The sequence below is a fragment of the Deferrivibrio sp. genome (assembly GCF_055117995.1).
This window is the reverse complement of record NZ_JBSQOT010000003.1, coordinates 1-16268: the sequence shown is the minus strand read 5'-3', so window position 1 is coordinate 16268 and position 16268 is coordinate 1. Positions and strand designations below refer to the sequence as shown.

Sequence of the window (16268 nt, the reverse complement as noted above, 5' to 3'; positions counted from 1 at the left end):
TTCCTCCGATATAGCTTTTTTGAAGACAAGCTTTTCGATTGTAGCCTATATTTTTTTAATTTCAATACAAAATAATGTCCGGTCTTATAACTATATGATACGAATATAAATAAATTTTAATCTTATTTATTAATAAGTTAGAATATGTAGATTTTTAACTTTTTAACCTTTAATAATATTTTCAAGTGTATATTTCTTTAACTCTTCAATAAATGAATCTCTAATTTTATTCAAAACTGAATGTATATTACAGTTGGAAAGCCCAGCACAAAAGTTTGAATCTACAAGACAATCGTTTATCTTTATATCCCCTTCCACAGCCTTAATTATTTCATATAGAGTAATTTCAGATGGATCTCTTAAAAGTTTAAACCCACCTTTTTTACCCCTTTCAGAATATAAAATCCCTTCTCTTGCAAGTGATTGCAAAATCTTACCTAAAAAACTGTCAGGTATACCACATATTTCAGAAAGTTCGTTTCTCATAAACAATTTATTTTTTTCTTGGGAACCAATATATACCATCACATTTAAGGCATAGTCGCCAGCCCTTGTTATTTTCATAGACGTACTCCATTAACCTGAATCTTTAATTAAGACCATAATAGTCTTAATTAAACTAAAAGTCAACCAATTTCGATTTATTATCTACTCATTTAGTCTATTTTGAAAGCTCAATAATCTTAAATGCCCCTCGTAATACTATGGAAAATACAATCAACCCAACAATTAAATCAGGATATTTAGAATTTGTAAAATACACGAGCACACCAGCTACAATTACCCCAAGATTAGCAATCACATCATTTGATGTAAAAATCATACTTGCTTGCATATGGGCATCTTTACTTTTACTTTTTTGGAGCAAATATAATGATAGACTATTTGCGATAAGTGCCAAAATTGAAATAATTATCATAGTTTGAAACACAGGAACTTCACTAAGCCCAAAAAATCTTCTAAGCACCTCAACAACCCCCATAAGACCAAGAATCAATTGAAAATACCCTGCAGATTTTGCAATACTCTTTTTCAAAGCTGCAACTTTACCAACAGCAAAGAGTGCTAATGAATATACAATGCTGTCTGCAAGCATATCAAAACTGTCAGCCACAAGCCCCATGGAATTTGAAATAAAACCTGTAAATATTTCTAAAACAAAGAAGAAAAAATTAATACCCAAAACCTGCCACAGCAGTTTTCTTTCATAAATTAAATTATCTGCTACATTACTAACATCTTCAGCCGGTATACTTTCTACTATTGAAGTATCAAGATTTAAACTTTCAAGACGTTTAAATATATTTTTGTAATCACCCTCATGATAAATTATTAACTGACGATTTGAAATATCAAAATCCATATGAACAATATCTCTCACCTCTTCAAGCTTCATACGTATTAGTTGCTCTTCTGAAGGACAATCCATCTTGGATATTTTAAAAACTGTTTTGTACATCTATCACCTGTTTTAGAAAAATTATTAAGAAATATAGTAGTAGTATATCAAAATTAGATGGTCAAAATATTTTATTTTAAAAATGCATAAAAGTATAAAGTTAAATTACTAACCTATAAAGGGCTTCTGTAATAATTGTAGAGTCACTAGATTTATCCTTACCCTGAGAAATTATTTTAAATAAATACTTGTAAGTACCAACATTACTGGTTGCGGTAAAGGATGTTGAACCACCTACACCAGAAAGTGCACCTTGGAAGACCTTGATAATATAAACTGAAACTTCGTAATTTCCACTTTCAAATTTAAACCATGGGTGCGTCGATATATACTTTGTACACTCTATATCCTCAGGATCTGCATTAATAATATAACTATCTAGACTGTTGCCTGATAGGCCACATTTAGTCGTATCCACTGCTTCAAGACTAACCCCTGAAAACATCGATTCAATATTCCTATTATAATTTTTCACTATTTCAATTCCTAAAGTAACTCCGCCTTCAGTAGCTTCTTTTAAACTACTGTAGCGTTTTACTGAACCAGAAAACTTGGTCCCCTGTATTATAAAATAATATACTGACGTTGCCAAGATTAACATAGCTGCAGCAAAAACCAAAACTGTTACAAGTGCAAAACCATTCTTATTTATTTTAAATTTACCAAATCTAAAATAATTTCTACTTTTTTCCATCTATAATACTCCTGATTTTGAGTTAATGTATAGCTTTCACTAAAAAAATCGTAACTAAAGGTTTTTGATAACGGTGAGTTGTTTTTGCTTCCACTTTGATAAATTATACCAAGCTTTACAGTATTATCAGTATAATCCACTTTAAAATCAGCAATACATCCAAGGTAAGGTTCATTATTTAAAAGAAGATTTCTGGTATTGGGTGCGCAGTGGGTTGACCATTCATAGTTTGAAGATGTATCTGCTGATAATCTTAGTTCTTTTTCAAAAAAATAGTTATCATTTGAATCGTCTATATTATCACATATACCATTATTGTTTGAATCCTTACACACATATAGAATTTCTCCGTCCCTACAATTGTCTGTATTAGAATAAGACTCTTCTAATTGTTTTTCTTCATTTAATACTACCACAGGATAGTTTTTAGTGACAATTCTCGTTTTATTCACACAAACTTCCCACAGTCCAGCTTCTATTTTATCCCCAAAGAGGGTTTTAAAAGTTATTGAGGTTGAGTTATCTAATTTTTTACTAACAACAAAAAACGGTCTTTCCCTTTCATCTATACCAAAACCTGCCGACTGTAATAACTTTTCTAACTTAAGCAGTGCCTGATTTACTTCAGACTCGGACCTTGCAATCTGTCTTGTATCGATGGCTGTTTTGGTAAAAGAGGTATATGTCAAATATACACCTAACATCATAACTGAAACTATTGCAATAGCAATAAGTAATTCTATTAAAGTTACCCCCTTTTTATTTGTATTAAACATAAAATTTATATAAATCTTATTCATAAGTCATTTCCTAATAAAAATTTCACTTGTTAAATTATCTTCACCTTCCCCATATGGTTTTTGCCATTTTAGTACAATAGTAACTCTTTTCATTTGAGAAAAGGAGACGTTATCATCTTCAACTGTCCAGTTGACATCGTACTGTATATCATTATAATTTTGCGTCATATTCCCATCATAAATATTATCAAAATTTTCATTTTTAATATTGTTTATAACCTCTTGCATAACATAATTTGCATTATTTCTTACTTCATTCATAACATTTGTTCGCATATAGTTTATTAATAAAGGTATTATCCCAAGCATCGCAATAGCAAAAATAAGTAGCGCAACCATGACTTCAATAAGGCTGAAAGCACTTTTTTTACTTTTAGTTAACCCTTGTATCTTTTTATTTAACATTAATCTTCGCTCCAGCAATACTTACCTCTTTTTTATAACCGAAATTGTTTTCCAAAGTTATTGTTGAATTTTTAGTTGTAAGCCCCCTTTTACTAAAAACAAGCTCGTTACCTTCAAAACTAATTTTTAAATCACTAGGTGGTGTAAACTCTTCGCAGTCTTTTGCAGTTAAATTGTCAGGTGAATCACCTTCAAAGGTGCAGCTACGAATCACAAGCGGCAAGCTGGAATTGTCGAGTGATAAACCGTACAATTTATATTTAGGTGAACTAGGAGCGTTTTCATACCCTTTTGTAATGGAATTTTGCATTGCGGTTTCTAGCATTGTAACAATCCTGTCAGCTGTTTCATTCACATGAATTTTCGAAATCATTTTGGGAAAATACAGAGTCGAAATCCCTAAAATAATTCCAACTATAGCTATAACAACAAGTAGCTCGATTAATGTAAACCCCTTATTCATCTATCACCTTGTAATCATAAGTATAAGTTTACTGGAAAAACTATCCCCGTATTGTGTCTGCCTAGTAATAGAGCCATCAGAAAGCTGAATCATTTTAGTATATTCATTGCTGCCTTCCTTCTGAGGCATCGCTGTAATACCTTCCCCAAGAGGTGGCGCTCCAAAGCCTAAATCTACGACCTTTGATATTTCAATTTTCCTAACTGACTCACCATTTTCTGTTACAATACTAATCGTCTGCCCAGAGTTCAAAAACATAGGCTTTGATGCAGGAGTACCTGTCTTATAATACACCCCTTGTAATTTTGTTTGCCCTCCATAGGAACACAGATCCATCTGAGGCTCAAAAACTAACGCGTCAACAATCCCCCCTGCAACAAAGAGCTTTGAATACACACGTTTACCATCAGTAATCTCATTAACCCATCCGCTATATCCTCCGCCCCCATCTGCTTTATCTATATACAGATAATTAGCCAAACCACTGACTGAATAATAGCCCTGTCCATCTGCTTTTGGTTCATTTGTTAAATCACCATAGGTATCTGTGACAACAGGATCTCCTTTTGAACACTCATATGAATTTGTATCTAAATTAAAATAAGCACCTCCACATTTAATCCCTAAACAGTAGCAGTCAACTTGATTGATATAGGCCTCAACAGTAATATCTGTGGAATCATAAAGGTCAGATATATTTAAAGTAGCTCCACTCCCCCCTTTCCACAACTGATTTTTATCTTTAATTCCAAATATATATTGGGTGCTATGATCGATTTTGTCATTTTGAGATAAAAATCTGCCGGTACCTGCATATATCCATAAATTATTGCTCTCATCCAAGACATCTGTCGGCATAGCGAAAATAGGCCTATTGATATTGAGAATCATTTCAACATTGCTGTCGTCAAGGTTAGAAATACTTAGGTAGTTAGAAGCATTGCTGCGTATGTGCAACATATACAAATTACCTTTCTCAGTGTTAGGGGCACTATATGTACCAAAGACTAAAGCATCGATATTGTAATCAAAATCCACATCTACTGATAAAATCTCTCCCACAGCAACATCTTTTTCAGGAATAGTTACAGTATTTACTAACGTGCCATCAATCAGGTTATAAAAATATATTTTAGGATTCTTAACAAAATTGCCCCCTGATGGATCCAATGGCCCTGAACCTACTACCAAGTACCAAGAGCCTCTTTCATCTTTATCCCCTTGTCTAATAATTGCAGGATAATTTATAGTAAGTGAGTTATCAGTTAATTTGCGCTCCCACAAAAACTTTGCACGCTCAGGATCAGTAACATCGATGACAAAGATTGATGAGCTGTATGTTTCGTTATTTATTTTAATTTCCTTTCCACCAAACCCCATTGTCCCAATCAGTAATGTCCTCCAACTATCTCTGTTTTTTTCTCCTGTTCCACTAATAGCTACATCAACTAGTTGGAATCTATAGTCGATTTTGGGCACATGACAGTTACTACCTTCTATATTGTACCACTGCAGATATGGCAATGCATTTTGTGGGATAAAAGCCCATAGTTCAGCACCCAAATCATTGCCAGTAACCTTTGCCACATCGTTGCTTAAATTAATATCTTCAATTTTACCGATAGAAATTGCATGTACCATCCCATCATTTGCACCAAAAAAGATGACCGGTTTTCTCCCTTTTACCACACTAGAGTTTGCAAACTCATAATAACTACTATCTCTAAATAGGTTATGGTATCTATTTACGTTGGTATTACTCAAGATGATTGGAGTTGAATTAATGATATCGCCTAACTTATACACGCCTTTAAATACTTCAGAGGCATTGGTAGTTAAAAAATTTCTTTTTCTATAATTATTGTCACGTGGATAGTCATAGCCTCTAATAAAGTTAATAAGTTTGGAAGCTTCACTATCAGTTGTAATTCCCCAATAATTTTTAAGTGTTGTCACATTTGAAGGGGTGAAATTATTTGTAATAGCCTTATTTGGTGTCCCGTCATTATACATTATAGTTCTTGAGTCAGAATCTAGATCTTGAAGCCATTTAGATGCACTAAAGATAGTATTCAAATCCATCAGATCGTATCTTCCACTTGGAAGAGTGCAGCTGTCAGGAATCTGATCTTCATCATTGTCATCTATTTTCAACGCCATTGTTTGAGATACATCTTCAAAAAATTTCAATATTAAAATTTTATCGGCAGCATAATTTAATGTTTTATTATTATCTGTGTCTTCACGTATATTACTATTGTCGTCCACAAAATAGGACCTTACGTCCCCTACCCATGATATTTCCCGTTTGCTAGCATCATCACTAAGTGTAGGGTAGTAAAATGCTTGAAACAACATTAATGAACTCTGACTTCCTGTAGAAACAGAAGACAAGGCTGTACCTGAAGATGCCCGTTTTAAAATATCATTAAAAATCGATTGCAATCTATCTTTAAGCTCCAATGCGTTATTTGCACTAAAAAAGGTATCCGGTAAGTCATTACCGTCTTGATCCCAATCGGAAGAAGATGCTGGCAAAGGCTCACATGCACTCCCTCGCCCTGAGCCACCATCATCCATGTAACATGTATCATTAGGAAAATTTGTCAAGCTATCAGGCCATAAACCACCAGATAGAGATTTGTCAAAGCTTCCATACATAGCTACATTTTTAAGGGACTGTTCACCGGTACCCCCTAAGAACAGACCTAAAGTATATACAGCATCGATCTTCACAGTTGCACCGTCTTTATCTCTAGTTGCCCCCATATGCATCTTATACGCAGGCACAACAGGGTCAGATGATCTGCAGGCATCAGATAAGGGGTCGGAACAATTGTAGTAAATATTAGTGGAAGGGGTATTCCACTGTCCATCAGAGGCTAAAATTACATAGTTACTTGAGCATGGTGCATAATCACATTTTAAACCATTATCTGTGTTTTCACATATCCATAAAGGATCTTTAAATTGATTTGAATTATCAGTATTTGAAGTATTTGGCTGTAATCCACCATACTCAGGTATTTCTTGTTTATAATAATTCCAAACATCCCACATTGCAGGCCCTGAAGGTGTACCCCCTTCTGGTGATGCTGTATTAATAGCCGTTATTAAATTAGTATAAGGATGCTCCTCAACTACAGATTGAGCAGAAGTAAAATCACCGATGTATACACCAGCATTTATATAGCTATTTGAATGACTTCCTGAATACGTCATAATACCTATACGGGGTCTGTTTTCTCTTTCCATAAGTTGATAGAGTACTGCATCCTTTATCCCATGATAGGTCTCGTTGTCGACCATTGGCACCCTAACAACAACCCCCCCACCCGTTTCAATGTCACAATTAGATCCTGTACAGGCTCTTGCTGCATCACATTTTCTACTGTTATTACTAGTACAACCTGCAGGTTTACCACCCGTCATCGCCCATTGAAATACATCCATCCTGCTCATCAGCCAATAGTTTAGGCAATTGCCAGAATAAACTTTATTAATATCAATACAATCTTCGTTTGTTTTAGTATTCCAACTAAACCATCCGCTATAACATACTTTTGTTACAGGATTACCTACTGAATCAACATAAAAACCATTTGGTGAAGGACACGTTGCAGCAGAACCTGATGTTGTCTCTTGCCATACACCGTTAACTTTCTTATATTTCTTCTGAGGATTAAATAAACCTTCATAAGTCTTACTTGAATCAAGATGATTGTCTACATATGAATCCCAGTCCATACTACCACTTGTATCAAGAGCTATCATTACTGTGGGAGGCACTTGGGAAACAAATGTCGGTGGCAAATAGCTATAATCCGAACAGCTATTCTGCGCATAAACAATATCTCCCAATAATAATGTAAATAATAAATAAAAAATAACCCTTCTCATATTACCTACCTATTTTTTTTCAGATTATTAATAACTTTCATTTCTTTTTCACAAGTGTTAGAATCCACTAAAACAGTTATCCGTTCACCAACTATATCTTGTGTCTTAATAGCATCATATAAATAATCTTCTTTGGAATAATATATCATCCTTTTACCTTTGCAAACCCCTCTATCAATATCTAATATTATATAATTTTCATGTATCTCGCTAACAACCCCTCTTAACACTAAGTTATCCAAAGCAAATACAAAAGTACTTATTAATAATGTTAAAATAATAAAAATCATAACCTTCTTCATTTATATCCCTCCACAGGGTATTCTACGTTTATTATATTTATATTAGTAAACATAAAAAAATCGTGAAAATTTAAAATTTTAAAAGGAAAATAAAAAAATCTATGATTCAGTTTGTATAGCAAAAAGGATAAATATAAATCGGCAAGCAGTAATTGCTTGCCTTATAAATTATTTAATCTTGAAAAATTGCTTTAGTGCGTGTCTTGCAATATTTGGATTTTCTTTAAGCCTTCTTCTTGAATATGCAAGCCACTCTTTACCAAAAGGCACGTACACCCTGAGCCTGTGACCAGCCGATACAATAATCTCTCTTAACTCTTCATCTACGCCAAGAAGCATTTGAAATTCAAAATCTTCCTTTTTAAGCCCATATTTTTCAATAAGTCTTAAGGCTTCAAATACAAGCTTTTCATCATGAGTGGCAATCCCTACATAGGCTTTTTTCTGAAAAAGCTTTTCAAGGCAGTATATATAATTTTGATTGATTATATATGGGTCCTTGTATGCAAGCTTTCTTGGCTCATTATAAATCCCTTTGCAAAGCCTAAAATTTAGATACCCATCAGACAAATTTTCTATGTCTTGCGGCGTCCTTCTTAAATATGATTGTAGTACGGTACCTACATGCCCGATATATTCTTCCCTGAGTTTTCTGAACAATCCCAGCGTATCATCAGTACGAGGTGTATCTTCCATATCAATTCTAACAAAGTTGCCAAGCTCTTTTGCATGGGCTACGATCTCTTTGATATTTCCAAATGCAAACTCCTTATCAAGCAAAAGACCCATCTGAGTTGGTTTTAATGATATATTTGCATTCAAACCCTCTTTTTTAATTGTATTAAGTATCTTTACACATTCATTTTTATAAAATGTAGCCTCATCTTTGGTGTTAACAAATTCGCCAAGGATATCAATGGTTGCCATCATCCCCTTATTGTTTAGCTCATGGGTAACTCTCACCGCATCATAAAGAGTCGGTCCTGCAATATAGCTTTTGGCAAAAATATTTACAATTGGAGCAGGTATAAACATTATGCTCTTAGAGACTAAAAAATTAAATATACCCATATTAGACTCCTATTTCATAAAGGGATATTCAAACGATTCAGGCCCATTAAAGGTCTCCTTAATAGCCCTCGTAGATACCCATCTAATAAGATTTAAGTAGCTTCCTGCCTTATCGTTAGTTCCTGATGCCCTCGCCCCACCAAAAGGCTGTTGACCTACAACTGCGCCTGTTGGCTTGTCATTGATATAAAAATTACCTGCAGCATGTTCTAACTTTTTCATTGCTTTTGCAATAAATTCCCTGTCATTTGCAAACACTGTCCCAGTAAGGCCATACATTGAAGTTTTATCACAAAGCTCTAGTGCCTCATCCACCTTATCGTCATCATATACATATGCAGTCAATACCGGTCCAAAAATCTCTTCTTCCATAGTCTTGAAGTGAGGGTCTTTTGCCAAAATAAAAGTAGGCTCAATAAAGTATCCTTTTGATTTGTCATAATTGCCGCCAATTAAAATTTCAGCATCCTTTGATTTTTTTGCATATTCAATATACTCCACTATGCTGTCAAATGCTGCCTCATCAATAACTGCATTGAAGAAATTATGAAAATCTTCAACCGGTCCCATCTTGATTTTGCCAACTTCAGATTTAAACATTTCAAAAAATTCGTTATAAATTGATTTAGGGATATAAATCCTTGATGCGGCGCTGCATTTTTGCCCCTGATATTCATATGCCCCTCTAATGGTGGCCGCAACAAGTTTTCTCATATCAGCACTATTGTGAACAAAGATAAAATCCTTGCCACCGGTTTCACCAACAATTCTTGGATAAGATCTGTATTTTGCAATATTTTCACCTATTGTCTTCCACATATTTTGAAATACAGCGGTGCTACCAGTAAAATGAACACCTGCAAAATGTTCACTTTTTAAAACAATATCACCTACCATTGAACCCCTTCCAGGGATAAAATTAATTACACCATCAGGAAGGCCTGCTTCCTTCAAAATTTTCATAAAGAAATAAGGTGCATAAACGGCGCTCGAAGCAGGTTTCCACAATACCACATTACCCATAATTGCAGGAGAAGTAGGTAAATTGCCACCAATGGCAGTAAAGTTGAATGGAGTAACTGCAAAGATAAAACCTTCAAGAGGTCTATACTGTACATAATTCCAAATCCCCTTAGGACTGTAAAGTGGCTGGTCTTTATAAATTTGCTGTGCATAGTAGCAATTAAATCTAAGAAAATCTATCAATTCACATGCAGAGTCAATTTCGGCCTGATATGGGTTTTTGCTAATAGAAAGCATAGTTGCTGCATTCATCAGATATCTGTATTTAGTTGAAAGGAGCTCGGCTGCCTTCAGAAAGATACTTACTCTGTCCTGCCAGGCCATTTCCTGCCATTTTTTCCATGCCTTTTGAGATTCTTTTATAGCCAATTTAATCTCTTCTTCACCAGCTAAATGGTATTCAGCCAAAACATGTTGATGGTCATGAGGACATACTACTTTGGCAACTTTACCAGTCTTTATCTCTTTTCCACCTATAATAAGCGGAATCTCTATCTTTTTTGATTTTAAATCATTTATTGCCTGCAATAACAACTCCCTCTCCTGACTGCCGGGAGCATAATCATAAACCTTTTCATTCTCAGGAAAAGGGATATTTACTACCGAGTTATTAAAATTATTCATATGTAACCTCCTTCTTTTTTTGTTCAATGTATTATATTTTAATAATAATTTCAAAATATTGAACAGTCAAGCACAAAAAAAGTGGGATACATATCTGTACCCCACATATATTAATGTCCACCAAGATAAGCGCTTTTCACTTCGTCATTATTTAAAAGAGCTTTAGCATTATCCTCAAGAATAATTTTCCCTGTTTCCATAACATAACCTCTGTGTGCTATGGAAAGTGCCATATGAGCATTCTGCTCCACAAGCATTATTGTTGTACCTTTCTTATTAATATCGACAATAATTTTAAAAATATTTTGAACAATTATCGGAGCAAGTCCAAGAGAAGGTTCATCAAGCAAAAGAAGTGTAGGTTTAGACATCAGAGCTCTACCTATTGCAAGCATTTGTTGTTCGCCACCGGAAAGTGTACCACCAAGTTGTTTTTCTCTCTCTTTTAACCTTGGAAACATGTCATAGACCATTTCAAGATCTTTTGTCACTTCAAGTTTATCTTTTCTGAGGTAGGCTCCCATCATTAAATTTTCCTTTACCGTCAACAGTGGAAAAATTTGTCTGCCTTCAGGCACCTGAATAAGCCCCTCAGAAACTATCCTATCTGCAGACCACCTTGTGATATCGTGATTCAGATATTCAATTGTACCAGCAACGGGCTTCAATATTCCTGAAATAGTATTTAGAGTAGTTGTCTTACCTGCTCCATTAGCACCAATAATCGCAACTATTTCACCTTCTTTTACATGGATATCTATCCCTTTTAAAGCTTCTATATGTCCATATTTTGTATGAATATTACTCAGTTTCAGCATTGTCTTCTACCTCTTTACCAAGATATGCTTCAATTACCCTTTTATTTGCCCTAATCTCCTCGGGCAATCCTTCGGCAATAAGTTGTCCATGGTCAAATACTATAATTCTATCAGATATTCCCATCACAAGCTTCATATCGTGCTCAATTAGAAATATGGTTTTATTGAGATCCTTTCTTATCTGCCTGATTAAACCCATTAACTCTTGCGTTTCCTGGGGATTCATACCGGCTGCAGGCTCATCGAGAAGCAACAATTCGGCATCTGTGGCCATTGCCCTTGCTATTTCAAGCTTACGCTGTTTACCGTAAGGCAAGTTTTGTGCCTGCTCAAGCTTTTCACCCAGCAAACCCATATAATCAAGAAGCTCTTCAGCCTTCTGAATGCACTCTTTCGTTTCATACCTATATCTTGGAAGTTTGAATACTGACTCAAGAAGATTTGTCTTTCTTCTACAATGCATTGCAAGCAATATATTTTCAAGAACAGTCAACTGGGCAAACAATCTTATGTTTTGAAAAGTCCTTGCAATTCCAAGGCTTGTAACCTTATACGGCTTTAACAAATTAAGATTAACACCTTTAAAAGTAACATTCCCGAGAGTTGGAGTATAAACTCCGGTAATTACATTAAAAACTGTTGTTTTACCGGCACCATTTGGGCCAATAAGACTTAATATTTCCCCTTGATTTATATCAAAACTAACATTATCTACCGCTTTTAAACCGCCAAAATGCATCGAAACTTTATCTACTTTTAAAATAGCTTCACTCATAGCTTCACCTTAAACATTTACCTTGATTTTACCAAAAAGCCCCTGAGGTCTGAAAACCATCATCAAAATCAAAACAATACCGTAAGTTACCATTCTGTATTCAGATGCAAATCTTAAAACTTCAGGAATCGTACTTAACACTATACTGCCAAATACAGCACCTGAAATACTGCCCATGCCACCAAGCACAAGCATACAAAGCTGCTCTATGGATTTCATAAAACCAAAGTCTATTGGATTAATGTATGACAGGAAATGAGCATACAAAGCACCACCAAGACCTGCAAATGCCGAACCTATCGTAAAGGAAAGCACTTTGTATCTTGATATATTTACACCCATCATCTCTGCTGCAATCTCATCCTCTCTGATACTTCTGATTGCAAGCCCATGTCTTGATTTTTCAAGCCTGTACATAAAAAATATTGCAAATACAACAAAAAAAGCCGTTATACCGAGATTAGTTGAAGGTGGAATACCATATACTCCAAGAGCACCACCAAGAGCAGGAGTATTCAAAATAACAACCCTTACAATTTCACCAAAGCCAAGAGTGGCAATTGCAAGATAATCACCTCTAAGCCTCAAAATTGGAATACCCAATAATGCGCCAAAAAGTGCGCCAAAACCTGTTCCGGCTATAAGTGAAACTATAAAGGGTGCACCAAGTTTTATAGATATCATTGATGAGGAATATGCACCAATGCTCATAAAAGCAGCATGACCAAGGGATAACTGCCCTGTGACACCTGTTATGAGATTTAGCCCGAGCACCATTATAATGTTAATACCGGTAATTGTTGCAACCTGAACTATATAATCATTAAAAAGATAATTTAAAATTGAATCCATCTTTCACACCTACACTTTTTCTTTTGTGGCCTTACCAAAAAGTCCGGAAGGCTTAACGATAAGGATGAATATCAATATGCCAAATGCAATAGCATCTCTAAAGGATGGAGAAATAAACGCAACCCCCATAACCTCGGCAAGCCCCAAAACCAGACCTCCAATCATAGCACCAGGTATACTCCCAATTCCGCCTAAAACAGCTGCTACAAAAGCCTTCAGTCCAAACAACAACCCCATAAGTGGGTCAACAGCCCTGTAATAGGTACCTACTAACACACCAGCAGCAGCAGCCAGTGATGAACCTATGGCAAAAGTAAAAGAGATAATTTTATCAGAATTAATCCCCATTAATCTTGCTGTAGTAAGATTTTGAGAGACAGCACGCATGGCTATCCCCATTTTTGTATTATGAACTATATAATAAAGCCCAAACATAAGGGCAATTGATACCAAAATTATAAATATTTGTAAAAATGATATCGTAATACCACCAACATTGAAATTTATCTCAGGAAATATTTGAGGGTAAGCCTCCCTCTGAGGTCCGTTTATTAAAACCACAAGATTTGATATAAATATTGATGCACCAATTGCACTAATAAGAGCAGAAATTCTTGATGAGTTTCTTACCGGTTTATATGCAACCTTTTCAACCAAAACACCAATTATTGCAGTGGTAGCCATAGCTATAGCAATAACCACAATGAAATTACTTGAAAACTGTGTAGCGACTATAAGACCGACAAATGCCCCCACCATATAAATGTCACCGTGAGCAAAGTTAATCAGCTTTATAATACCGTAGACCATTGTATAACCAAGGGCTATCAGAGAATAAATACTCCCTACCGTTATTCCATTCAGAAGCTGCTTGAGTATTATTTCTAACACGACTCCTCCTTTATAAGGTAAATAGAAAAATGGGGGCTTTTACCCCCCATAATGTTTATTCGTTAAGAAGCTTGAAGTAGTATTTACCGTCAGATTTTTTGTCAACTGCCTGGATGAAAGGTTTTTTAACAGCATTACCCTCTTTGTCAAACTTCATCTGACCGCTAACTCCGTCAAACATAGGTATATTTGCAAGAGCATCTCTCATTGCTGTTCTCTGCTTAACATCAGAACAACTGGTTACTTTTGCATCTTTCATAGCATTGGCAATTAGATATACAGCGTCATACCCCTGAGCTGAAAACATATCTGCTCCGCCCCTTGATTCCATTTTCTTAACAAACTCTTGTACTTTTGGAGCTTTAGCTTCTGGTGAGAAACCAGCATAAACTATTGAGCCAAGAGCAGCATCTTTAGCAACGTCCCAAAGATCTGGAGCAAGAAGTCCATCACCGCCAACGATAGGAGCTTTAAGTCCCTGCTTTCTTGCCTCAAGAAGAATCAATGAGCCTTCAGGATAGTAACCGCTGAAAATTATTGCATCAGGGTTGCTTGGCTTTATTGCAGTTATTTGAGCAGAAAAGTCTGTATCGCCATCAGATATAGTCTGCTCTACTACAATATTGCCGCCAAAATCTTTAACAGCTTTTTTGAAAATTGCAGAAAGACCCACACTGTAGTCATTATTAACTGAAGTAATAAGGGCAAAATTTTTCCATCCAAACTTCTCCATAACGAACTTAACAGTAGCCGGACCACCGTCAGAGTCAAGAAGAGTATCCCTAAATACAAATGGTTTATTGTCAGTAACACCTTTGGCAGTAGCACCTGCAGAAATTAAAACAGTTTTTGCTCTATCAGCGATAGGCCCTATAACAAATGTAGCTCCTGAAGTAGGCTCGCCGATAATTGCACATGCCTTATCCTTATTAATAAGTCTTTGAGTTGCATTTGCTGCCTCAGCCTTATCTCCACGGCTGTCATAATTGATAAGTTTGATAGTTTTACCGTTTACTCCCCCTGCTGCGTTGATTTCATCCACAGCAAGCTTTGCGCCAGCAAGTGTCTTTTGACCATAAACCGCCAAGTTACCTGTTTCTGGGCCCTGGATACCGATCACAAGCTCCCCTGCTGCAAACACAAGAGATCCAAACATAAACACTACAGCTAAAGTAAGTAAGCCAAGTTTTCTCATAAATCCTCCTTTTAAAATATTTAGTTTAAAATTTCGAACTTAAACTTTAAAACAATTATCTCTCTTTGTCAAACATTTTTTTATTACTAATTAATATTAAATATTTTTAACATTCTTGTAATTCAACAATTTTGTTTTTTAGGTAAACTTTTTAATATTTTTTAATATAACTGTACATTGTTAATATTGTCTTGACTTTTGTTTTTTTGTTTAATATAGTGAACTATGACTTTAGGAAAAAAGATTCAGCAGCTTAGAAAAGAGAAAAAACTTACACTGCGACAACTAAGCAAAGAGTCAGGTTGCTCCCTTGGTTTTTTATCCCAAGTGGAAAGGGACTTAGTTTCCCCTACCATCGCATCATTAAAAAAGATTTCAGATGCGCTTGATGTTAATGTAATCCATTTTTTTGACGACTCTATCAGCAGCCAAAGGGTAGTTGTCAGAAAAAACGAAAGAAACAAGATGGTCAACCCTAAATCTAAAGTAACATATGAGCTTCTAAGGCCTCAATTTTCAGAAACAGAACTTGAAGCATTGTTTATGCATCTTGAGCCCGGTGCATATAGTGGTAATGAATCACATACACATAACGGAGAAGAATTTGTAATTGTCCTAAAAGGTAAACTTGAAATTCAGGTTAACAATGAGATTTTTACATTAGAAGAAGGCGATTCGGCAGTTTATAAGTCAAATCATCCGCACAGTTGGAGAAACCCCACAAATGAAGTAACGGAAGTGCTTTGGGTAAACCACCCACCTACATTTTAAAGTTATAAGGCAGCTTCATAAACTTTTATTTTATCCAACACCTTATCAAGATATCTTTTTGTTTCATCATACGGCAAACTTCTCTTTAATGTCCTATACACATCATCCGGACTCATCCTGTTTATGACATTTACAGCAGAACCAATATTGTAACTGCCAACAAAAGCCTTTGCCACATTACCTGCTCCTGTATTGTAAGCAGCAATACTGCAATAAAGTCTGCTT

General features: G+C 35.3%; 17 protein-coding genes. 1 reads left to right on the top strand and 16 read right to left on the bottom strand.

Annotated features, from left to right (window positions below; all coding sequences use genetic code 11):
- Window positions 1–162: 162 nt before the first annotated feature.
- From ACTCAF_RS01540 to ACTCAF_RS01470, 15 genes are all read right to left on the bottom strand, one after another.
- Window positions 163–564 carry an RrF2 family transcriptional regulator gene (locus ACTCAF_RS01540; RefSeq protein WP_463061542.1) on the bottom strand — a complete coding sequence of 134 codons (402 nt, stop codon included), beginning with the start codon at window positions 562–564 and terminating at the stop codon, window positions 163–165.
- A 97-nt stretch (window positions 565–661) separates the two neighbouring features.
- Window positions 662–1459, bottom strand: coding sequence for a cation efflux transmembrane domain-containing protein (locus ACTCAF_RS01535; protein ID WP_463061541.1), 798 nt, complete (start codon window positions 1457–1459; stop codon window positions 662–664).
- Window positions 1460–1559: 100 nt separating this feature from the next.
- Window positions 1560–2153, bottom strand: a complete 594-nt coding sequence (locus tag ACTCAF_RS01530) for a hypothetical protein (RefSeq protein ID WP_463061540.1) — start codon at window positions 2151–2153, stop codon at window positions 1560–1562.
- Window positions 2108–2953, bottom strand: a complete 846-nt coding sequence (locus ACTCAF_RS01525) for a PilW family protein (RefSeq protein ID WP_463061539.1) — start codon at window positions 2951–2953, stop codon at window positions 2108–2110. Before ACTCAF_RS01525 ends, ACTCAF_RS01530 begins: the two co-directional genes overlap by 46 nt.
- A 3-nt stretch (window positions 2954–2956) precedes the next feature.
- Window positions 2957–3376: a type IV pilus modification PilV family protein gene (locus ACTCAF_RS01520; protein ID WP_463061538.1), complete on the bottom strand. Its 420-nt coding sequence runs from the start codon at window positions 3374–3376 to the stop codon at window positions 2957–2959.
- Window positions 3348–3821, bottom strand: coding sequence for a pilus assembly FimT family protein (locus ACTCAF_RS01515; protein ID WP_463061537.1), 474 nt, complete (start codon window positions 3819–3821; stop codon window positions 3348–3350). Before ACTCAF_RS01515 ends, ACTCAF_RS01520 begins: the two co-directional genes overlap by 29 nt.
- A gap of 3 nt (window positions 3822–3824) precedes the next feature.
- Window positions 3825–7130 (bottom strand): pilus assembly protein, encoded by a 3306-nt coding sequence (locus ACTCAF_RS01510; RefSeq protein ID WP_463061536.1) that lies wholly within the window; start codon window positions 7128–7130, stop codon window positions 3825–3827.
- Window positions 7131–7726: 596 nt separating this feature from the next.
- Complete coding sequence (locus ACTCAF_RS01505) at window positions 7727–8023, bottom strand: hypothetical protein (RefSeq protein WP_463061535.1); 297 nt, start codon at window positions 8021–8023, stop codon at window positions 7727–7729.
- A gap of 168 nt (window positions 8024–8191) precedes the next feature.
- Window positions 8192–9094, bottom strand: coding sequence for a proline dehydrogenase family protein (locus ACTCAF_RS01500; protein WP_463061534.1), 903 nt, complete (start codon window positions 9092–9094; stop codon window positions 8192–8194).
- A gap of 9 nt (window positions 9095–9103) precedes the next feature.
- On the bottom strand, window positions 9104–10741 hold the full coding sequence (gene pruA, locus ACTCAF_RS01495; protein ID WP_463061533.1) for an L-glutamate gamma-semialdehyde dehydrogenase: 1638 nt from the start codon (window positions 10739–10741) through the stop codon (window positions 9104–9106).
- A 110-nt stretch (window positions 10742–10851) separates the two neighbouring features.
- Window positions 10852–11559, bottom strand: coding sequence for an ABC transporter ATP-binding protein (locus tag ACTCAF_RS01490; RefSeq protein ID WP_463061532.1), 708 nt, complete (start codon window positions 11557–11559; stop codon window positions 10852–10854).
- On the bottom strand, window positions 11543–12334 hold the full coding sequence (locus tag ACTCAF_RS01485) for an ABC transporter ATP-binding protein (protein ID WP_463061531.1): 792 nt from the start codon (window positions 12332–12334) through the stop codon (window positions 11543–11545). Before ACTCAF_RS01485 ends, ACTCAF_RS01490 begins: the two co-directional genes overlap by 17 nt.
- A 9-nt stretch (window positions 12335–12343) precedes the next feature.
- Window positions 12344–13186, bottom strand: coding sequence for a branched-chain amino acid ABC transporter permease (locus ACTCAF_RS01480; RefSeq protein WP_463061530.1), 843 nt, complete (start codon window positions 13184–13186; stop codon window positions 12344–12346).
- Window positions 13187–13195: 9 nt separating this feature from the next.
- Entirely contained in the window at window positions 13196–14077 is an 882-nt protein-coding gene (locus tag ACTCAF_RS01475; protein ID WP_463061529.1) for a branched-chain amino acid ABC transporter permease, read from the bottom strand.
- A 55-nt stretch (window positions 14078–14132) separates the two neighbouring features.
- On the bottom strand, window positions 14133–15272 hold the full coding sequence (locus ACTCAF_RS01470) for an ABC transporter substrate-binding protein (RefSeq protein ID WP_463061528.1): 1140 nt from the start codon (window positions 15270–15272) through the stop codon (window positions 14133–14135).
- A 225-nt stretch (window positions 15273–15497) separates the two neighbouring features.
- Here ACTCAF_RS01470 and ACTCAF_RS01465 point away from each other — a divergent pair, with 225 nt between their 5' ends.
- Window positions 15498–16043 (top strand): helix-turn-helix domain-containing protein, encoded by a 546-nt coding sequence (locus ACTCAF_RS01465; protein WP_463061527.1) that lies wholly within the window; start codon window positions 15498–15500, stop codon window positions 16041–16043.
- 2 nt (window positions 16044–16045) lie between these two features.
- On the opposite strand, the gene ACTCAF_RS01460 is transcribed toward ACTCAF_RS01465, so the two are convergent.
- Window positions 16046–16268 (bottom strand): lysozyme family protein (locus tag ACTCAF_RS01460; protein WP_463061526.1); only part of this gene is annotated, 223 nt, incomplete at its 5' end.